This is a genomic window from Stenotrophomonas sp. 01N47, assembly GCF_056399165.1.
This window is the reverse complement of sequence record NZ_JBFTQU010000001.1, coordinates 456711-477244: the sequence shown is the minus strand read 5'-3', so window position 1 is coordinate 477244 and position 20534 is coordinate 456711. Positions and strand designations below refer to the sequence as shown.

Annotated in this window: 17 protein-coding genes; 5 read left to right on the top strand and 12 right to left on the bottom strand. The window is 67.6% G+C overall.

All coding sequences use genetic code 11. The features are described from left to right. Window positions 1–3: 3 nt before the first annotated feature. From AC1DKR_RS02135 to AC1DKR_RS02095, 9 genes are all read right to left on the bottom strand, one after another. Window positions 4–933: a type II secretion system F family protein gene (locus AC1DKR_RS02135; RefSeq protein ID WP_478030805.1), complete on the bottom strand. Its 930-nt coding sequence runs from the start codon at window positions 931–933 to the stop codon at window positions 4–6. A gap of 28 nt (window positions 934–961) precedes the next feature. Beyond that, a complete protein-coding gene (locus AC1DKR_RS02130) occupies window positions 962–1903 on the bottom strand; it encodes a type II secretion system F family protein (RefSeq protein ID WP_478030802.1) in 942 nt (313 codons plus the stop codon). Between the two features lie 2 nt (window positions 1904–1905). Continuing rightward, window positions 1906–3255, bottom strand: coding sequence for a TadA family conjugal transfer-associated ATPase (locus AC1DKR_RS02125; RefSeq protein ID WP_025878541.1), 1350 nt, complete (start codon window positions 3253–3255; stop codon window positions 1906–1908). Beyond that, the gene (locus tag AC1DKR_RS02120) at window positions 3240–4496 is read right to left on the bottom strand and encodes a CpaE/TadZ family protein (RefSeq protein WP_033831342.1); all 1257 of its coding nucleotides are present in this window, start codon (window positions 4494–4496) and stop codon (window positions 3240–3242) included. Before AC1DKR_RS02120 ends, AC1DKR_RS02125 begins: the two co-directional genes overlap by 16 nt. A gap of 28 nt (window positions 4497–4524) precedes the next feature. Beyond that, on the bottom strand, window positions 4525–5883 hold the full coding sequence (locus tag AC1DKR_RS02115; protein ID WP_025878543.1) for a type II and III secretion system protein family protein: 1359 nt from the start codon (window positions 5881–5883) through the stop codon (window positions 4525–4527). A gap of 18 nt (window positions 5884–5901) precedes the next feature. After that, on the bottom strand, window positions 5902–6951 hold the full coding sequence (cpaB, locus tag AC1DKR_RS02110) for a Flp pilus assembly protein CpaB (protein WP_478030798.1): 1050 nt from the start codon (window positions 6949–6951) through the stop codon (window positions 5902–5904). A 24-nt stretch (window positions 6952–6975) separates the two neighbouring features. Next, the gene (locus AC1DKR_RS02105; RefSeq protein WP_025878545.1) at window positions 6976–7449 is read right to left on the bottom strand and encodes a TadE/TadG family type IV pilus assembly protein; all 474 of its coding nucleotides are present in this window, start codon (window positions 7447–7449) and stop codon (window positions 6976–6978) included. Further along, window positions 7446–7991: an A24 family peptidase gene (locus AC1DKR_RS02100; protein ID WP_032975294.1), complete on the bottom strand. Its 546-nt coding sequence runs from the start codon at window positions 7989–7991 to the stop codon at window positions 7446–7448. Before AC1DKR_RS02100 ends, AC1DKR_RS02105 begins: the two co-directional genes overlap by 4 nt. Window positions 7992–8091: 100 nt before the next feature. Next, entirely contained in the window at window positions 8092–8274 is a 183-nt protein-coding gene (locus AC1DKR_RS02095; RefSeq protein WP_025878547.1) for a Flp family type IVb pilin, read from the bottom strand. A 692-nt stretch (window positions 8275–8966) separates the two neighbouring features. Between AC1DKR_RS02095 and AC1DKR_RS02090 the strand changes: the two genes are divergently transcribed. From AC1DKR_RS02090 to AC1DKR_RS02075, 4 genes are all read left to right on the top strand, one after another. Next, window positions 8967–9947 carry an AraC family transcriptional regulator gene (locus AC1DKR_RS02090; protein ID WP_025878548.1) on the top strand — a complete coding sequence of 327 codons (981 nt, stop codon included), beginning with the start codon at window positions 8967–8969 and terminating at the stop codon, window positions 9945–9947. A gap of 721 nt (window positions 9948–10668) precedes the next feature. After that, the gene (locus AC1DKR_RS02085) at window positions 10669–15240 is read left to right on the top strand and encodes a YadA-like family protein (protein ID WP_478030796.1); all 4572 of its coding nucleotides are present in this window, start codon (window positions 10669–10671) and stop codon (window positions 15238–15240) included. Window positions 15241–15302: 62 nt separating this feature from the next. Then, window positions 15303–16151, top strand: coding sequence for an outer membrane protein assembly factor BamE (locus AC1DKR_RS02080; protein ID WP_478030794.1), 849 nt, complete (start codon window positions 15303–15305; stop codon window positions 16149–16151). 121 nt (window positions 16152–16272) lie between these two features. Further along, complete coding sequence (locus tag AC1DKR_RS02075) at window positions 16273–16563, top strand: DUF6959 family protein (RefSeq protein ID WP_170929478.1); 291 nt, start codon at window positions 16273–16275, stop codon at window positions 16561–16563. Window positions 16564–16648: 85 nt separating this feature from the next. On the opposite strand, the gene AC1DKR_RS02070 is transcribed toward AC1DKR_RS02075, so the two are convergent. Beyond that, window positions 16649–17476 (bottom strand): class I SAM-dependent methyltransferase, encoded by an 828-nt coding sequence (locus AC1DKR_RS02070; protein ID WP_478030792.1) that lies wholly within the window; start codon window positions 17474–17476, stop codon window positions 16649–16651. 64 nt (window positions 17477–17540) lie between these two features. Here AC1DKR_RS02070 and AC1DKR_RS02065 point away from each other — a divergent pair, with 64 nt between their 5' ends. Continuing rightward, complete coding sequence (locus AC1DKR_RS02065; protein WP_312787580.1) at window positions 17541–17945, top strand: MerR family transcriptional regulator; 405 nt, start codon at window positions 17541–17543, stop codon at window positions 17943–17945. A 15-nt stretch (window positions 17946–17960) separates the two neighbouring features. Here AC1DKR_RS02065 and AC1DKR_RS02060 read toward each other — a convergent pair whose 3' ends face one another. After that, window positions 17961–18677, bottom strand: a complete 717-nt coding sequence (locus tag AC1DKR_RS02060) for an MgtC/SapB family protein (RefSeq protein WP_025878554.1) — start codon at window positions 18675–18677, stop codon at window positions 17961–17963. Window positions 18678–18761: 84 nt separating this feature from the next. Then, entirely contained in the window at window positions 18762–20528 is a 1767-nt protein-coding gene (locus AC1DKR_RS02055; RefSeq protein ID WP_051562466.1) for a chloride channel protein, read from the bottom strand. Between the last annotated feature and the right edge of the window lie 6 nt (window positions 20529–20534).

Here is a 20534-nt window from a genome sequence, read left to right as displayed (position 1 = left end):
AGGTCATCCCATTTTCGACAAGGTAGTGGCCAGCGCGACCAGCGCCGGTCCGGCCAGCACCAGCATCAGTGCCGGCAGCAGGGTCAGCATCATCACCACGGTCATCTTCACCGAGAGCTTGCCGACCTTTTCCTTCAGCGCGTTGCGGCGCTGCTCGCGCAGGCGGACGCTGAACTGGCGCAGCGGTTCCTGCACGGCACCGCCGTGGGCGTGCACCTGCAGGATCAACTGCACAAGGCTGGACAGATCGTCATCGCCGTACACATCGCTCAGCCGGCGCAGCGACTGCGCGCGCGTGCGCCCATGGGTGTAGGACACATTCGCTTCCTGGATTTCCCCACCCAGCACCGGCAGTGCGTCGCGCAGCTTGTCGCCCAGTGTCTGCAGGCTCTGATCCATGCTGTAGCCCACGCCCTGCAGCAGGCGCAGCAGGTCGATCAACAGCGGCAGCTCATTGTTCACTGCGCGTCGCCGCCGCTTGACCCATGCACTGAGCGCGAACTTCGGCAGCAGCAGGCCAGCAGCCAGCGCGACAATCACCACCATGATCCTCGACAACCCCGTGGCGTCACTCAGCGTCAGCGCAATACCCAGTACCAGCACCGCCAGCAGCAGCCGCAGGCCGAGGTAGATGGCGGTGCCGCGGCGAGTGTTCCAGCCGGCGAGGTCCAGCAGCAGGCGATCCTCACCGGCCAGCAGCGCCGCTTCCAGGCGTCCGCCGCTCAGTCCGCGGCCGAACTGCTCCAGCCAGCCGAGTGAGTCCTTGCGTGCGTCAGCCGCTGCGTCTTCGCTTTCGCGCGGACGCAGCGCTGTTTTCAACGTGGCCTCGCTGCGGTCCTCGCGATGGCTGCGCACCCAGCTGCCAAGCCCCAGCAGGGCCACGCCGGCGGCCAACACCAGCAGGGCAGCCACGAACCAGATGCTGGCGCTCATTGGATGCCTCCTGCGTGGTCGGGGATGTTCATAGTGATTTGGCCAGGCGGTACAGCAGGAAGGCGCCGGTCAACTCCAGCGCCAGCGCGATCAGCAGGATCTTGTGGCCCAGTGGGTCATGCAGCACCGGCTGGAAGAACTCGGGGCTGGAGATCGCCATCAGCACTGCGCTGGCCGGTGGCAGGAGGCCCAGTACCCACGCCGACATGCGGGTTTCAGAAGTGGTTGCGGCCAGTTCCTGCTGCGCCTGTTCCAGGTCACGCATGAAGTCGCCCATGCGCTGCAGGATCTGGTCGGCACGGCCGCCGATGCGCACGCTCACGCCCATCACCACCGCCAGCACCTTCAGCACGTCCATGCGGTAGGGCTGTGCGGCCAGGTTGAGCGCACGGTCAAGGTCCATGCCGCCACGTGCATAGCGCACGGTGGTGTCGAGCAGGCCGCGCAGCGGCGCGTTGGTCTGCATCGACGCGACCTGGAAGGCGGCCTGCAGGCTGTTGCCGAGCGCGGTAAGGCGCACCAGGTTGTCGAGGAAGTCCGGCAGCTGGTGCAGCAGCTGCGCCTGCAGCTTGCCGATACGGCGCATCAGCCACAGCCAGCAGCCCAGCAGGTACAGCAGCAGGGTCAGCGGGAACATCCAGAAGGTGCCCAGGCGCAACACCGCGAACGCGGACAGGGCGATGCCCGGCAGCAGCATCAGCAGCGGCAGCTTCCAGCCCGGTGCCAGGCCGGCACGCTGCAGCAGCCCGTTCCAGGGCAGGGCGCGGCGACCCGGCGCAGGCAGCGGCGCCTGCCGTGCTCCATCGGCCGGCGCGGCGGCAGCGCCGGTGCCGCGCGCCAGCTGCTGCTCGGCATGCTGCAGCGAGGCCTGGCGCTGTTTGCGGCTGCTGGCCGTCCCCCACAGCCACACCGCCAGCGCCAGCAGCACCGACACGATGCTCAGCACACCCAGCAGCAGGCCGGTACCCATGCTCAGAAGTCTCCGTACAGGGATTCGCGCAGCAACTGCCGGAACGGCTCCAGCTTGTGCGAATGTGGCTGGAAGCCGAGGCCGATCCAACGGTCGATTTCCTTGCCGCTGCCATCGATCTGCACTTCGTGGCGGAACATCTCCTGGGTGGTGATCAGGTTGTCGCTGACGCCGGTGATTTCAGTAATGGATACCAGCACCCGGCGGCCGCTGCCCAGGCGCGAGATCTGCACGATGAAGTCGATGGCACTGGCGATCTGCCGGCGCAGGCTGTCTTCGCTGCCCTGGAAACCGGCGAAGCCGGCCAGCATCTCGATGCGGTACAGGCAGTCGCGCGGTGAATTGGCGTGGATGGTGGCCATCGATCCGTCATGGCCGGTGTTCATCGCCTGCAGCATCTCCAGCACCTCGGCGCCACGCACTTCGCCGACCACGATGCGGTCCGGGCGCATGCGCAGGCTGTTGCGCACCAGGTCGCGGATGCTGACCGCGCCCTGGCCTTCGGCGCCACCGATGCGGCTCTCCAGGCGCACCACATGCGGGTGGTTGAGCGAGAGCTCGGCGGTGTCTTCCACGGTGATGACGCGTTCGTTGGCCGGCACATAGCTGGCCAGCGCATTGAGCAGCGAGGTCTTGCCCGAGCTGGTGCCACCTGACACCAGGATGTTGCAGCGGCCCAGCACCATCGCCTTCAGCAGCGCCTGCATCGGCGCATCGAAGGTGCCCTTGGCCAGCAGTTCGTCGGGGGTGAACGGATCCTTGCGGAACTTGCGGATGGACACCATCGGCCCGTCCACCGCCAATGGCGAGATGATCGCGTTGAGGCGGCCACCATTGGGCAGGCGTGCATCGACCATCGGATTGGAATCATCCAGGCGGCGGCCGAGCGGGGCGATGATGCGGCGCAGGATGCGCAGCAGGTGGGTGTCATCGGTGAAGCGCTGTGGCGCGCGTTTGAGCTGCCCGCCCTGGGAGACATGCACATCCTTGAAGCCATTGATCAGGATGTCTTCGATGGTGGGGTCATGCAGCAGGTCATCGAGCGGGCCGAACCCGGTCAGCTCCTTGACCAGGCCTTCGGCCACCACCTGCATTTCTTCTTCGTTGATGGGGATGCGCCATTCCTGGATGAAACTGACCGTCTGCACTTCCACCCAGCGGGCGATGGTGTCGGGGGCCCAGGAATCGATGTCGATGCGCTCGTCTTCGATGCTGTTGAGCAGATGCTCGTGCGCGGCCGACAGCACCTTCTGGTACTGCTCGGTCTGTGCGAACGGCAGGCTGCCCGGTGCATGCTCCGGCACCGTGCTGCGGGCGACAACGTGCGGGAACGGGGTCACTTTGTCTTCCATTGCGATCCACCCAGGGCAAGGGCAAGTCTTTCCCGCAGGCCGTGCGCCTGGACCGGGCAGGCAGCCGGATCCAGGCGTTGCACCAGCGGGGCGAGGGCACGCAGGTACGGGTCGCGCGGCGCATCCTGCAGCAGCAGATGGCCATGGCTGGCGGAGGCGCGTACCCGCGACCGCTCGGGCAGGGTGGCCAGCAGCGGCAGCTCGAAGCGGCGCGCGATCTGTTCGGGGCTCATGCCACTGTTGTCGTCGTGGCGGTTGATCACCAGCTGCAGTCGCTTCTCGCGGTCGCGCTGGCCGGAAAGGTGCTTCAGGGCGTGGTCCAGCGACACCAGGGTGGCGATCGATGCGTCGGCCACCAGCCAGATTTCATCGGCCTGGTCCAGCAGCAGCGGCGGCAGCTGCCGCAGCGGGCAGCCACCGGCATCGCACAGTACGCTGGAAAACACGCCGCGCAGTCGTTGCAGCAGCGCACCAGGATCGGACGGCGGCAGTGCGTCGCTGCCACTGGCACGGTCGAGCAGGACCAGTCCGCTGGTGTGCCGGGCCATCGCCGTGCGGGCCAGGGTGGCATCGATGCGGCTGGCATTGCGCAGCGCATCTTCGTAGTGGAAGCGGCTGTCCAGGTTGAGGTACAGGGCGAGGTCGCCGGCCGGCTGCGCCAGCTCCATCAGCAGCCCGTCCTGCACGGCGGCATCGCCCTGGGCCAGGGTGCGGGTCTGCTGTGCGAGCACCGACAGGTGTGCGGCCAACGTGCTGGTGCCGACGCCGGCGCGCACGCCCAGCAGCACGATCAGGCGCGCCTTGTGCGCCTGCTGTGCGCTTGCGGCGGGGCGCGGTGACAAAGCGCGACGCAGGGCGGCTTCGATGCCGGTGTTGTCACTGTCCAGGTCCAGTACATCGCGCAGGCCGGCGCGCAGCGCCATCACCACGCCTTCCACCTGGCCGGCGCTGGTGGCGCCCACGGCCACCAGGGTCAATTCGGGTTGGGTCTGCTGCAGCTGCTGCGCCAGTACCGTCGATGCCGAGGCATGCTCCGGGCGGAAGTCCAACAGTACAAGGTTCTGCGGGCCACGCTGCAGGTCCTGGGCCGAGGTCGGCTCGCTGCTGTCCTGCCAGTGCAGTGCCGTGGCAGGCGGCAGCTTGGCAGCCAGGCGTGGCAGCAGTTCACGGTCGATCCCGTACAGGACCAGGTTCATCGGTGGTCCTTGCGGGTGCAGCGGCAGGGCAGTGGCGTAGGGCATGGGCGTAGTACCGGAGACGTCATGCAGGTCAGCGCGAGAAACCGGGAACCGGATCGCGGCTGATCGGGCCAAGCAGCCACGCGCCCCATTCGGGCATGTTCGGCTTGGCTTCGCGATCGCCGGGCAGCGGCAGTTCGGTATTGCGGGCAATCGGCTGTACCAACCGCGGGGTGACGATGATCACCAGTTCCTTGTCCTGGCGCTTGTAGTCGAAGTTGCGGAAGAACGTACCGATGATCGGCAGGTCGCCGAGCAGCGGAATCTTGTTGACCGTCGAAGCCACGGTGGAACTGACCAGGCCGCCGATGACGAAACTCTCACCATCGCCAAGCTCGACGGTGGTGTCGGCGCGGCGGGTAGTGATCGAAGGGATCTGCACGCCGTTGAGCGCGATCGCATTGGTGTAGTCCAGGTCGCTGGCTTCCGGGGCAACCTTCAACGCAATGCGGTTCGGTGAGAGCACCGTGGGGGTAACGGTGAGGCCGATGCCGAAGGGCTTGTAGGTGACCGTGGTCGTGCCGAGCCCCTGCGGCTCCAGGATCGGCAGTTCGCCACCGGCCAGGAAGCTGGCGCTCTGCCCGGACAGCGCGACGAGAGTGGGCTCGGCCAGCACGCGCGCCATGCCGTTGGCCTGCAGCAGGTCGACATCGGCGTTCCACAGGCCCTTGGTCGAACCGAACACCAGCCTGAACGCCGAGGAGATCGGGGACTCGCTTTCGTTGCTGGACTCACCTTCCTTCATGCCAGGCAGGATGCCGGTGTTGCCTGGCAGCTGCCCGCCCGGCCGCGCGAATCCATAGGCGAAACCACCGTTGCGGTTCTGGAAGTTGATGCCGATCTGCTTCAGCGCGGTCTTGTTGAACTCGACCACCTTCACCTCGACCTGCACCACGCCGCCGCTGCTGATGGTGGAGGCATCGGCCAGGCTGCCGTCCTTGCCGAGCGCCATCACCGCGGTCTTCTGCTCCTGCATGTGCGCCAGCACGCTGTCGCTGCTTCCCTGCAGCAGCCCCTGCTGGTCCTGCTGGGTGAACACCAGTCCGCTGGAGCCGGCATCGGCGGCGCCCTGCACGGCACTCTGCACCCGCACCTGCACGCGCTGCGGTTCGCTCTGCTTGCGATGCCAGAGCAGCAGGGTGGTGGTGCCGGGGGCCTTGCCTACCAGCAGCGCCTGGCGTGCGCCGCGCAGCATCACGATGTCAGCTACGCCGGGGTCGGCGATGGCAACCCGTTCCAGGTCGGCCGGCAGCGTCCATGGCCGCTGTTCGCGGGTCTGCAGCAACAGATCGTCGGCAGCCACGCTCGCACCCGGTGCCAGCAGCACCAGCAGCAGGGCCAGCCAGCGCTGGCGGACAGTGGGGCGTAGGCGGTGGCGACGTTCAGTCATGTGCGCTCTCGGCAAGGGTCAAAGGGAGCCACGGGGGGCAGTAGTGTCGCCGCGGATGATTTCGATGCCCGCCGGTCGCGGCGTAGAGCGACGCTGCACCGGTGCACGTGCCGGCGTTTCGTGGACGCTGCGCTGCGCGCTGCTGCCGCGGCCAGCCAGCGCATCGCCATCCAGGCCGGCGTAGGCGCTGTTCTCCGGTCGCTGCAGGGCCTGCTGCTGCTCGTTGTCCAGGCCGCGCACCGGGTCCAGCACGCCGCGCGCCTGTGGGAACAACGCCACATCCGGCAGGCCGGTATCGGCGGGATTGCGCAGGGCGAGGAACAGCTTGCCCTGCTGTGCGCCGAGCAGCAGGCGGTTGGCGTCGGCCACCGGCACCGCCAGCACCGCGGTGCGCGCCGGCTGCGTGGCATCGCTACCGTTTGCGTTGCTGGGGGCGCTGCTGGAACCGCTGGTGATATCGGCTGCACGTGAGTCGTTGCCTGTCGTGGCTGGGGCCTCGCCCTGGCTGCTCGTCGGGGCTGCCGCGATGTCCTGCTGTCCGTAGCTGAGCACGCGCAGGCGTGACAGCAGCAACCGCGTCTGTGCGATGTCCTGCTGGCCGTTGTAGCTGGTAGCGGCGCTGCGCAGGTTGAGGAAGACGTCGACGAAATCACCGGGCAGGATGCGGTTGCCTGCCGCGACCAGCTCATCGACCGGCACCGCCAATGCCCGTTCACCCGGCCGCAGCTGCAGCGAGAAGCCCTGTGCCAGCAGGCTGGCAGCAATCGCGCTGCCTTCGCTGATGTCCTGCACCGGCACCTTGCCGACCACCGCTGCCAGGTCGGCAACGGCCCCCGGCACTTCTGCGGTGCGTTGCGTCAGCCGCACGCCATTGGCGCTGATCGGCTCGCCGGCGGGTAGCCGCGCGGTGGCTTCAACGACACTGAAGGTCTGCGCATCGGCCTTCACGATCGTGCTCGGGTTGTCCGCCGAGGCCGCAGGCTTGCGCCCGATCACGAAGGCGACCACGGCCAGCAGCACGGCGAGCGCGATCAGTGCGATGGCGGCGATGCGGGTCAACTTGAGCATGAAAATCGTCTCCTGTACCGATCGTCAGTTGCTGCCGAGGTCCAGCTGGGCGACCGCGACGCTGCGGATGGGGGCCTGCATCACCCAGCCATAGAGCGTGGCGGTGCCGGGCAGGAAGGGATGGGACGCATAGTCGTAGCTCACCGTCACGGTCATGCATTGCACTGTCGCCAGGCCGGCGCAGGGCGCCTGCGGCGAGACCACGATGGCGCCGGTGCCGCCGCCGCTGCAGTCCGGGTTCTGCCCGGAAAACTGCAACAGCCATTGCATGGAGCGGCGGGCCGCCAGGCAGGCGGCGGTGCGCCGCTCGCCGGCGTTGCCAAAGCGCAGCGAAGCACGCGCGCCCTCGGCCGAGGCCGTCGCCAGCGTCTGCTGCGCGGCCATGATCAGCACGCCGGAAAAGGTGAGCAGCAGCAGCGGCACCAGGCCGAGCAGCAGCATCAACGCGAATTCGATGCTGGCCACGCCGCGTTGGCGTTGGCGCGCGAACGCTTTCATGCGACGCCTCCATAGGTGGTTGCCAACACCCAGCCAATCGCCGCGAAGGCCAGGTAGGCTGCGTAGGGAATGCCCTGTCGCCCCTCGCGCGCGGCATGCAGTTCGCGCAGGGCAGCGTGGCCATTCAAGTGCGTGCTGGCGCGGTTTACCTGCATCTGCAGGCGCAGCGGCAGGTGACCGGCCAGCTGCCGACCGGCCAGCACCAGCACGGCGTGGGCGCCTGCGGCCAGGCTGGCCAGCACCCAAACCGGCAGCAATGCCTTCCAGCCCAGCAGCAGGCCGAGCACGGCGAAGAACTTCACATCGCCGGCGCCCATCCAGCGCACCGCATAGAACGGCAGCAATGCCAGCAGGCCAACGACTGCGCCCAGCAGGTGTGGCGCCCAGGCCGTGCGCGTGGCATTGAACTGGCCGGCGATGATCAGGGGCACGGCGATCGCGCACGCGGCCAGCAGCCAGGTGTTGGGCACGCGGCGGGCATACAGATCGCTGATCGCAATCCGCAGGCACACTCCCATGGCCAGCAATCCCAGCAGTGTCATCGCACACCCTCGTTGTCCGTCACTGGACAGTTGCAGAACCCCTCATCGGCCACCGCGGCCGCCATCGAAGCGACCGCAGGTGCTGCACCCTGCGCGCTGGCTAGGTGGTGGTGGCGTCGGTGGCAATGGCCTGCAGGCGGGTGAACAACGTGGTGAAGAACGCGGTGATCTGGGTTCTGCCCACCACGATCAGGATGCCGGCGATCACGGCGGCCAGCAGCCCGTATTCGAGCGCGGTCACGCCATCTTCTTCTTTCAGGAACTTGCGGATCGATGCGTTCATGACGGTTGTCTCCCTCTACCTGTCAGTTGCTGCAGGACACCTGCATGGCCGGTGGCCCGGCTCCGCCGGGACCGTCCGTAGGCCCCCGCCATCCTGGCGGAGGAGGCACGGCGGGCAATCCCGCTGTGCTCAAGCAGGGTGATCATTCCCGGGCAGGGCAGCGGCCGCGCAACCACGACCACCCAGCTCCAGGCCGGTGGTCGAAACGGTATCTCGTACGTGCATGGTCATGCTGTCCCCCTGGGTGTGGCCGCTGTCTGCGTGCCCGATCACCGTGTATTCGACTTTGCCTGAATGGCGGTTCCCTGCAACCGGAACCTATATGCAAATTCGGCAGATTCGCTGGATGCCTGAATATTCCGGCGCGGATCTGTGACGTAAATCCGTTCCTGCGCAAAACGATTCATGGTCGTGCAGATAATGTGAGGTCCATCGGCACGCATGCGAAAACCATGCCATCGGCGCGCACATTTTCTTCACGCAGTTGATAATTCCGCAGCGTAGAAACATCCTGTTTACGACCGCCGATTATCGGGCATACTCGCATTCAAGGTTTTGCATTTTCAGGGAGGGACGCGCGTGCATCGCAGCGTCCATCTCGGCAACGGACGATGCTCTTGGAAACGGCGTGCGCCCTGTCAGGCAGTGGGGGCGGGGTCGTGCGGCAGGCCAAACGGGGGGACGACACTGTCATGGTCGATGGTGGGGTGGAAGACAACGACGACGGCGATCTCAGGTCAATCGACCTGGCCACGCTGAGCGGCGTGCTCCGCGTGTGCGATGTGGAACTGTTGCTGCTGGATGGCAATGGTCCGCGCGCGGCATTTGCTTCGCGCGTTCACGAGGAAGCCCTGTTCTGCAGCATCACCTGTGGCTTCCACTGCCGCGGCCGTTTCATGCTGCCGCCGGACTGGGCAATGCTCGGCTACCTGCACACCACCGATGATGCATTGAGCTGGTGCCATGGCGTGCCGCTGACGCCGGGCATGGCCTTGACCGTGATGCCCGAAGGCATCAGTGAATTCACTCTCAGCCCTGGTACCCAGATGACGCTGATGCTGGTGCCGGTCGCGCGCGTGCAGCGCAAGTTGACCGAGCTGAGCCTGCGCAGCACGCCACCGGCGGGGCAGGCGCTTTCACTGTTCAACCTTGGCGATGATGCGATGCCGCTGGTACGCCATTACCAGCAACTGCACGCGCAGCTGGGGCAGGGTGGTGGGCTGCAGCCGGAAGAAACCGAGCGCCTGCTGCACGAGCATGTCCAGGCGCTGCTCGGTGCCGGCCCAGCCGATCGGCCCAGTTGCAGCCGCGCCCGCCGCACGCATTACCTGATCGCGCAGCGGGCGGAGAACTTCATGCGCCTCAATCTTCGCCGCAATATCTACATGAATGAAATCTGCGACGCCGCCGGCGTCAGCGAGCGTGGCCTGCGCTATGCGTTCGAGGATCTGTTCGGCACCTCGCCCAATCGCTACCTGTCGATGCTGCGGCTGTGCGCGGCCTGCCGCAGCCTGTCGATGGCCGATTCCAACCGGCGCTCGGTCAAGGCCATCGCCCTCAGTTGCGGGCTGTGGGATCTTTCGCGCTTTGCCGACAACTACCGGAAAGTGTTCGGCGAACTGCCGCGTGACACGCTGATGCGCGCGCCGGCACAGCTCGGCCAGCCAGCCTGAGGGGTATCGGCCGGGCTGCCGCCCGGCACCCGCAGAGGCCAAAGCCAAAGCCAAAGCCAAAGCAACAGCCGGCTCTGGGTTTTCCGTGGGTTGGCGGGGCGGTGTGGACTTGCAGGACACGCCGTAAACCCGTCCATGGGGGCTCGATGGCGCCATCCATGGCGCCAACGGTCCTGCAAGCCCACGCCGCCCCACCCCTGACAGTTTCCCGATGACGGTTGGATTGGCCATCGCGCATTCGAAAGCGTGAGTGAATCTTCGATTCTGATTGATTATTTCGATCTAAATGAAAAATGGTGATCCGACTTTCTCCTCAGCCGGGCATGGCCCGGCCCTGCTACAACGCGTGCAGGAAACTGTCGAAGGCGGGGTGGGTCCGGTTGCGGGGGCGTGAGCGCCATGGATGGCGCGACCGAGCTTACATGGACGTACTTGCAGCGTCCCCCGCAACCGGACCCACCCCGCCAACCCCCAGGAACCCAGCTTTTGCCGTTGCTGTTGCCTTTGACGTGGCCTCTGCGGGTGCCGGGCGCAGCCCGGTCAGCCCTCCCTGCCGGATTTGCATATGTGGCTGCCGAATCCGGCCGTGGATTTGCCGGAATGCGCGATTGCCCTGCCGGAATGAAGTGCTCAGCCCTCGCTGAAAGGCGCGAAATGTCAGTCACCTGCCTAACGGCAAGTCCACTGACATTCAAGTTGTCCGCCTACGGGGGAAATGCTCATGAACCGCATCTACCGGCGTGTATGGAACCGCCAGCTCAATGCTCTGGTTGTGGCCTCGGAACTGGCCACCGGCGATAGCGGTGGTACCGCACCGCGCGACCGTCGTGCCAGCCTTCTGGTGCCCAGCACCCTGGCCATGGCACTGCTGTGCGTGCTGGCCAGCGGACCTGCGGCGGCGACAGAAGCCAATCAATCGCTGCGCGACCTGCAGGCGCTGGCGGCCAAGTACACCCAGCCGATGCCGGTGAAGGTGGATGCCGAAGTGGCGCTGGCCGCGGCTGCACGACAGGCCCAGGCGAACCCGGCGATCAGTGCCAACGCACGCGTCGGCTTGCAGCTGAGCACAACGTCATTGCCGGTCGTGCGCGACGTGCTGCCGGCCACCGTGCAGGTCAAGCTGGCGGCCGGCGCCGCGCCGCGCCAGGTGCCTGCACCGGTGCTGGGCGCCGACGTGCGCGCCAACATCGGTGTTGGCACTGCAGCCGCTACCCGTGTCGATGCCGCGCTTGCGGCGAACGTCGCACCGGCCGCACAGGCGCCGTTGGGTCTGGCCGCCAACGCGGCAGCAAAGGCCGATGTCGGCATCGCCGGCAAGCCGGTTGCCAGTATTGACGCCGGCACCCGGGTTGCCGCGGCAGCGGGTGCAACGCCGTCCGGCTTGAAGGCGGCCGTGGATGGCAAGGTCGATTCGCAGCTGGTCGTGGCCGGCAATCACATCGAAGGCCAAGGCCAGGTCGGTGCCACCGCAGCGGTCACACTGCCGGCCAAGGAAGAGCTGCCGGGTGACACCGATGACCGCGCGATCACCGCAGCGTTCGATACCGGCGTGGCAGGCAAGGTACGGGTGCAGGGCAAGGACGGCGAGGAAATCGTCGCCGATCGCAATCTCAAGCTGGCCGGCACCGCAACCGTCGCCGCGCAGAACAGCGCGCTGGGCCTGGGCGGCCTGCTCAACGGCGTCGGCACTGCGCTCAACGGCGTTGGCAGCGCAGTCGGCAGCCTGCTCAATGGTGACCTCAACGGCACCGTCGGCAACCTGACCGGCGCCGTGGGTGGCCTGGTCGGCAATACCCTGGGCAGCCTCGGCCTGACCTCGCCGTCGGCCATTCCGCCGACCAGCCCGAAGGCGCCCGCCGCTGCCGACCCGAACGCGGGCCTGGTGATCGGTACCGGTGGCCTGGTGGGCGGTGTCACCGAACTGCTCGGACCGACCACCGCCAGCCTGTTCGGCGGCACCGGTTACCTGTCCAACGGCAACCTGAAGCTCAGCACCGCCAACGTCATGCAGACCTATTCCACGGTCAACGTGCTCGGCCTGCCGGTGGTCAATGCAACGCCGGTCGGCACCACGCTCAACGGACTGGGTGGCGCGGTCACCGGTGGCAGCTCGCACCTGACCCTGATCGGTGGCGTCACCTCCGACAGCTACATCTACAACATCAACAACGGCAATCCCGGTGGCCTGCTCGGCCTGCTGCTGCCGACGGACTCGCCGGCCTGGGCGGCCAAGTGCCTGGACATCGCGCTGGCGGACATCTCCTGCTGGGCGGTCAACGCAGCTCAGGACTACCAGGTGCTGATGGGCGATGGCGCCTATGCCAACGGCTCCAAGGAAGTGGTGATCGGTGCCAACGCCCGCCATGAGCTGCCCAAGGTCGATGCCAACGTCGCCTTCCCGGGCGCGGGCGCCAATGATCCGAGCGATCCGACCGGTGTTCCCACCGCCGACTATGCAGCACGCATGGGGCACTCGGTGGTGGTCGGCGACAGTGCCAGCGGCACTGCCAACGGGCAGACCCTGCTCGGCGCAGAGAGCACCTCCAACCAGGCCAACTCGGTGGCGCTGGGCTATCGCTCGGCCGCACTGCGCGGCGCGCAGGCCAGCTACAGCGCTTACGGCCTGACCACCGCACAGGTGTCGGCGGGCGAAGTGTCGGTGGGCACCGCAGGCGGTGGCGAGCGGCAGATCACCAACCTGGCGGCCGGCAGCGCCAACACCGATGCAGTCAACGTGGCCCAGCTGAAGGGTGCGATCAGCCAGATCGACGCGGTCGGCGCGGCGGCGGTCACCTATGACCTGGATGGTGCAGGCGACCCCGACTATCGCCGTGTCACCCTCGGCAATGGCACCGGCACCACCACCATCGGCAACCTGGCCGCCGGCGCGGTCAACGCCACCAGCAGCGAGGCGGTCAATGGTGCGCAGCTGTTCGCCAGTAACGACACGATGGCAAAGTTCTTCGGCGGACGCGCAGCGTTCGATCCGCTCACCAGCACTTTCACCGCACCGCTGTTCGAGATCAGCACCATCTCCACCGGTGGCGCCGTGGCCCCGGGGCTGTATGACAACGTCACCGACGCCTTCGATGCGGTGGATGGTTCGCTGGTCAACCTCAACACCCAGATCAATGACATCCGCAACACCGGCACCCGGTACCTGCGGGTGAACTCGACCGGTGCCGACGCCGTGGCCAGCGGCGCCGAAGCAATCGCCGTTGGTGCCGGTGCCAGCGCAACCGCCGCCAACAGCATCGCGGTCGGTGCCGGCAGCCTGGCCGACCGTGCCAACAGCGTGTCGATCGGTGCTGCGGGCGCCGAACGCCAGGTCACCAACGTCGCCGCCGGCACCGCCAGCACCGATGCGGTCAACCTGGGTCAGTTGCAGGCTTCAGAAGAGGGCGCGCTGCGCTACGACCTCAACGGCGACGGCAGCGTCAACTACGCAAGTGCGACGCTCGGCCAGTCCGGCACCGCCACCACGCTGCGCAACCTCGGCCCGGGCCAGATCAGCGCGGCCAGCAGTGAAGCAATCAACGGTGCGCAGTTGTTCGCGGCCAACCAGACGGTGGCCACCCACCTCGGCGGCGGCGCTGCAGTGGATGCCAATGGCGTGGTCACCGCGCCGACCTACACGCTCAACAACGTCGCCGCCAATGGCACGGTCAGCCAGGGCAGCTACAACGACGTCGGCACGGCCTTCGATGCGGTCAGCAATTCGCTGGCCAATGTGGCCGAGCAGACCGATGACCTGGACGCGCGCGCCGTGAAGTACGACGTGGACGGGAGTGGCAACGTGGTCGATACCGTGACCCTCAGCGGTACCGGCGGTGCACCGGTGAAAGTCACCAACGTGGCCGCCGGCAGCATCCTGGCGGGCAGCAGCGATGCCATCACCGGCGACCAGCTGTTCAGCACGCACCAGACGGTGGCCAGCTACTTCGGTGGCAGCACCGTGTACAACGGCAGCACCGGGCTGTGGACCGCGCCGACCTTCAACATCTCCACCATCGCCACCGATGGCACCATCACCGGCAACGACTACAGCAACGTCACCGCTGCGTTCTCTGCAGTGGACGGCTCGCTGCGGGTGCTCAACCAGCGCATCAGCAGCGGCGGCGGCAGCCCGTACCTGGCGGTCAACTCCACGGCTGCCGCAGCCACGGCCACCGGTGCCGATGCACTGGCGGTCGGCCCGCAGGCCAGCGCAGCCGGTGCGGGCAGCGTAGCGGTCGGCAACGGTGCCAATGCCAGCGCGGGCAACAGTGTTGCGCTGGGTGCCGGTTCGGTGGCCAGCGTCGGTGCGCAGACCGGCTATACCGGTGCCTATGGCCAGGCCGGCGCCAGCAACTCGTCCGGTGAGGTGGCGGTGGGCAGCAGTGGCAGCGAGCGCAAGATCACCCACGTGGCCGATGGCTCCGACGACCACGATGCGACCAACGTCGGCCAGCTGAAGAACGGCGTGAACTACGCCATCGACCAGTCCAAGGCCTACACCGACCAGAAGATCCAGAACATCACCAACGTTGCCGGCAGCTTCCGCGCCAACAACAGCAACAACCTGGCCGATCCGGCCGCCACCGGCGCCAACTCCGCCGCGGGCGGTGCCGGCTCCACTGCGGCCGGGGCCAACTCGACCGCATTGGGCAACGGCTCGCAGGCGCAGGCAGACAACTCGGTGGCGCTGGGTGCGGGCTCGGTCGCCAACCGCGCCAATACGGTGTCGGTGGGTGCAGCCGGTGCCGAACGCCAGGTGGTCAACGTGGCCGATGGTTCGCAGGCGACCGATGCGGTCAACGTGCGCCAGCTGCAGGCTTCGCAGCAGGGCACGATCCGCTATGACACCACCACCAACGGCACCACCAACTACAACAGCGTGACCCTGGGCAGCACCAGCAGCGGCCCAACCACGGTGCGCAACGTCGCTGCCGGCACCGCCGGTACCGACGCGGTCAACGTCGATCAGCTGAAGTCGGGCATGGCGCAGACCCTGGACTGGTCCAAGGCCTACACCGATGAGCGCATGGGCGGCTTCGAACGCGACCTGCGCAAGACCGACAACCGCGCTTCGGCCGGTATCGCCTCGGCGATGGCAACCGCATCGCTGCCGCAGCCCAGCGAGGCTGGCCGCAACATGGCCTCGATCGCCGCCGGCAGCTACAACGGCGAATCCGGCGTGGCCCTGGGCATCTCCGGTGTCTCCGAGGGCGGTCGCTGGATCTACAAGTTCAGTGGTTCCACCAACAGCCGCGGCGAGGCCGGTGTGGCCGTCGGTGCCGGCATCCAGTGGTGATCGCCTGCGCCGGGTCGCATTCGCGGCCCGGCGCAGCGGGCAACGTCTACAGGGGGAATGACATGAAACCGCATCGCATCGCTCGCAGTGGCCGCGTCGCCGCCACGCTGGGCCTGATCCTGGCCGCGGGGCTGCTGGTTGCCTGCCGCAGCCACGCACCGGCCGCCGACGGCCCCGCCGACAGCACCGCCGACAGCACCGCCGTCACCTTCCCGGAGGCCAGCAAGGCATCGCTGAAGGAAGGCATCTATCCGGATATCGCCGACCTGCGCCGGTTCGCACCGGGCATGAGCAAGCGCCAGCTGTACACGTTGCTCGGCACCCCGCACTTCAACGAAGGCATGTGGGGCGTGCGCGAGTGGAACTACCTGTTCAACTTCCGCACCGCACAGGGCGCGGAGTACTTCACCTGCCAGTTCCAGGTGCGCTTCGACAACAAGGGCATCGCCCAGGGCGGCTACTGGAAGCCTGAATCGTGCGCAGCGGTCCTCGACCCGCCGCGTCCGCCGCCACCGCCGGCGCCGGCGCCCTTGCCGGAGCAGCCGCTGCGGCTGGCTGCCGATGCACTGTTCGGCTTCGACAGTGCCGTACTCAGTGCCAGCGGCCAGCAGGCCGTGCAGGGTGTACTGGCGCAGGTGCGTGAGGCCAGCCAGGTGCAGTCGATCCAGGTGGTCGGCTACACCGACCGCATCGGCAGCGCTGCCTACAACCAGACGCTGTCGCAGCGACGTGCCGAAGCGGTGCGCATGGCGCTGGTACAGGGCGGCGTATCCGCGGCGAGCATCAGCGCTGAAGGGCGGGGTGCGGCCGAACCGCTGGTGCAGTGCGACCAGCGCAACCGGCGCGAGCTGATCGCCTGCCTGGCGCCCAATCGCCGGGTGCAGATCGCGGGCGTGGCCCGGTCGCACTGAATCCCCGCGCCGGGGCGTGCCCCGGCATCCCGAGTCCCCCCTGTTCTGCCGGCAGGACGTGGAAACGTCTCCCCCGTTTTCCACGCCTGCCGGTGGGCAGGTTTCTTCCCTGGTGCACCTGATGAATGCCCAATTCCTGCCCTTGTCCATGAAGACGGAAGCCACTCTCAGCGTGTACGGCCAGCTCGGCAACCATGCGGTCGTGCGCATTCCCGGGCGCCGGCTGCCGGGCCTCATCCTGCAGGCCGACACCGTTGCCGGCTTCCTCACCCAGCTGCAGGAAGCACAGGCATGCCTGCGCAGCGGCCGCGCGCAGCGTGCCGACGCCGAGCTGGACATGCTGGTCGACATGCTCGAGCAGTGGTACGCGCTCATCGAATCGCGCCTGGCCGATGCCGGCGAGGCCTTGTAGAGAAACAGGGGAAGGAGGGGATCAAGTCGTTTCCCGCACAACCGGGGCATGAACGACTTGATCCCCTCCGTCCCCTTTTCTGTTGCTATGCGCGGGCGCGGATCATCCAGCAGGCGGTTTCCACCCGCACACGGTCACCGTCGATGAACGGTGCGAACGCGGTCAGTGCCTGTTGCAGCAGTGCATCGGCGCGTTCGGCCGGCAACGCACGCAGGGCCAGACCCACAGGTCCGAGCTGGCCGACGTAGCTGGCCAGCCCATCACGGCTGAGGAAACAGGTCAGGTCCAGCGGCGCGATGTCCACGTCCTGCCATCCGGCACGTTGCAGCAGCTGGCGTACCTGCTCGCCATCGGCGAAAGCGAACTGCCCCGGTGCACCCGGTACCCGCGCCGGCAGCACCAGCTGGTCTGCAAGGGCGCGCTCGGCGGTGGTCATGAACGGATTTTCCTGCGCGCTGCGCCAGGCGATGCAGCGCAGGCCCGCGCCTGTTCGGGCGGCACGGTGCAGGTTGGAGAAGGCGGCCTGCGTGTCCTCGAAGAACATCACCCCGAAGCGCGACTGGATCCAGTCGTGCCGCGCCGTTGCGAAGGGATGGCGCTGGGCATCGGCAACGATGAAGTCGATCCCGCGCCCGATCGCGGCGGCGCGCTGGCGGGCCAGGTCAAGCATCGGTGCGGAGATGTCCACGCCCGTGCAATGGGCGTCAGGGCGTGCTGCGGCGGCGCTCAGCGTACTGGCGCCGGTGCCGCAGCCCACGTCCAGCAGTTCCGTGACGATAACCGGCAGCTCGTCGCGCAGGGCATCGGCCATCGGTTGGAACAGGTCGTCCAGCAGGGTCTGCTGCGCGACCCAGTTCTCACCGGCGGCGCCGTTCCAGAGCGTGTTCTGATCGAGCGGGAGTGAATCGTCCATGGTCTTGCCTTGCGCGGGGAGTGCGACCATGGTGGCGCTTGAAGCCCACTTGAGGTCAAGCACGATGCAGGAACTGGATATCGGTGAGGTGGTCCGCCGCAGTGGCGTGCCGGCCTCGACGCTGCGCTACTACGAGCAGCTCGGCCTGTTGCAGGTGCTGGGGCGTCGCGGCCTGCGCCGGCAGTACCACGAACAGGTGCTGGATCGGCTGGCACTGATCGGCCTGGGGCAATCGGCAGGCCTGTCGCTGCAGCAGATCGGCGCAGCGATGCCGCAGGGGGCAGGGCTTGCACTGGATCGCACGGCATTGCTGGCCCGGGCCGATGCGCTGCAGCTGCAGATCCGCAGATTGCAGCGGGCGCAGGATCGGCTGCGGCGGGCCGCCGCCTGTCCACACGCCGAGGATGCTCGGCGCTGCGCCTCGTTCCGCAGGTTGCTGCGAGCGCAGCAGCGCGTAGCGCGCGGATGAACTGCCGACACCCGCTCAATCGCGGGTGCTGACTTCCCAGGTGGCATGCAGCACGCCCGGCACCTGTTCCATCCGCGCCAGCACCACGTCCAGTTCGTCGGCGCTGACCGCGGTGCTGACCAGCACTGCGATCACATCAGTGGGCGCATCGGCGTGCTCCACCAGTTGCACGTCGCCAACGGGGTACTGCGCGGCTTCCAGCGCATCGACCAGGCGCTCGCGCACGCGCGGCACCGCGTCGGCATCCACGCTCAGGCGCACTTCGTAGGTCGCTTCGCTGGCGGCTTCGTTGATCGGGATGCGGTTGATCGCGTTCACCAGTGGCCGCAGCAGGGTATTGCCGGCGATGATCAGTACGGTCAGCAGCACGCCTTCGGCCAGCATGTCCGCGCCGGTGCAGCTGCCCACGGCAGCCGAGCACCACAGCGTCGCGGCGGTGTTCAGGCCGCGCACGTTCATGCCTTCCTTCATGATCACGCCGGCGCCGAGGAAGCCGACGCCCGAGACGACGTAGGAGATGACCCGCACGGCCTCGGCGCTGCCGGCGATGCGCATGCCCAGGTCAACGAAGGCGGCAGCGCCGACAGCCACCAGCACGTTGGTGCGCAGGCCAGCGGTGCGTTGCCGGTACTGGCGTTCGGCGCCGATCAGGGTGCCGAGCACGAACGCCGCCAGCAGGCTGACCACGGTGTCGGCGAAGGGGCCGGGCTGGAAGGTTTCAATGAAGCGCATGGCCGCAGTCTACCTCCCGCAGGTGACAGTAGAACCACGCCACGCGTGGAGGGGCAGGGGGCATCATCCACGCATGGCGTGGATCTACTCGTCGACGCGCTCGCCCATCATTTCGCGCTGGCGCTTGTCCAGTTCCTCCGCATAGCGCTTGCGCACGAATGCTTCAGACACCACGCCCAGCACCTGGCCATCGTCGGCCACCACCGCCAGCTCGTCGGCCTGGGTCTGGTCGAACCGCTGCATCACGGTCACCACGTCGGCGCTGGCGGCGAGTGCCACGTCGCGGTTCTCGGCGAACGTACCTACGACGTCCTCGGGCTTCACGCCGTCGCCGAACAGGCGCGGAATCTGCACGATGCCAGCGTAGTGGCCTTCACTGTCGATCAGGATCACCCGGCTGCCCGAGCCCAGCGGGAAGCGCTGGCGGAAGGCGGCGGCATCGAGGTCGGCCGGGGCGGTGGCCACACCCTTGCGCATCATCCGCCCGGCATTGAGGTTGTGCACCCAGCCGATGTCACGCGCGCTCTTGATGGTTTCCCCGCGCAGGTGCATGCGCCAGGTCGAGAAGGAATAGCCGAACCACTGCCGCACCAGGGTGCTGGACACCAGCACGGCGCTCATCACCACGCTGGTCAGCAGGAAGTCGTGGGTGCCTTCCAGCACCAGCATGGCCATGGTCATCGGCGCGCCAACCACCGCCGCGGCCAGTGCAGCCATGCCTGCCAGCGCTGCCGACGTGGCGTCGACCACCGGGACGCCGGTGGCCATCGCCAGCAGCCCGGCAAACAGCGTGCCGACCAGGGTGCCCATGAACAGCGAGGCGAAGAACAGGCCGCCGCGGAAACCGAAGCCCAGCGAAATGCCGGAGGCCAGGCATTTCAGCGTCAGCAGTCCGCCGATCCAGATCAGCGGCAGATGGGTGGTCAGGTCCAGGTGCAGCGCTCCGTGGCCGGACGACAGTACCTGCGGGCTGGCCAGGGCCAGCGGAATCAGCAGCAGGCCGCCCACCACCGGGCGCCCCCACAACGGCAGCGGGCTGCGCTTGACCGTGCCTTCGATGGAGGCGATCAGGCGCATCACCACGATGCCGACCATCGCACAGCAGCAGCCGAGCAGGCCGTAGATCGCATAGTCGGCTGCGCGCACGTCGATGGTCGATGCCGCCGGCAGCAGATAGGCGTCCACGCCGGCCTGGTCGGCAACGAAGGCACCGGCCAGCGCGGCCACCGCAACCGGCGCCAGTGCCGCCGGCGTATAGGCACCGATGACGATCTCGAAGGCGTAGAACGCCCCGGCCAGCGGTGCACCGAAGGCCGCGGCGATCGCACCGGCCGCGCCAGCACCGACCAGGATGCGCACGTCGTTGCGGCGCAGGCGCATCACCCGCCCCAGCTGCGAACCGCTGCCGGCGCCCATCTGCGTATACGACGCCTCCAGTCCGACCGAAGCACCACAGCCATTGGAGACCAGGGTCTGGGTCAACACGATCAGGTTGTCGCGCATCGACATGCGACCGCCATGCAGTGCATTGGCTTCCACGGCATCCAGCAGGGGGCGTTTCAGGCGCGTGGCAGCCAGGCTGACCAGGCCCACCACCAGGCCACCCAGCGGCAGCACCAGCAGGGCAGTCCAGGTCAAAGCGGGCAGCGAGCTCAGGCGCATGCCCTCGTCCAGCCCATACAACGCCGTCTGCAGGGTGCGTGCCAGCCCAGCCTGCAACAGGGTCAGGCCGCCGGCGATCAGCCCGACCACCAGCGCCAGGGCGATGAACCACAGGTCGCTGCCGCGCAGGCGCAGGCGCAGGCCCTGGAAGGCCAGATGCAGGCGCGATGGCGAAGCGGTGGAGGACATGGTGGC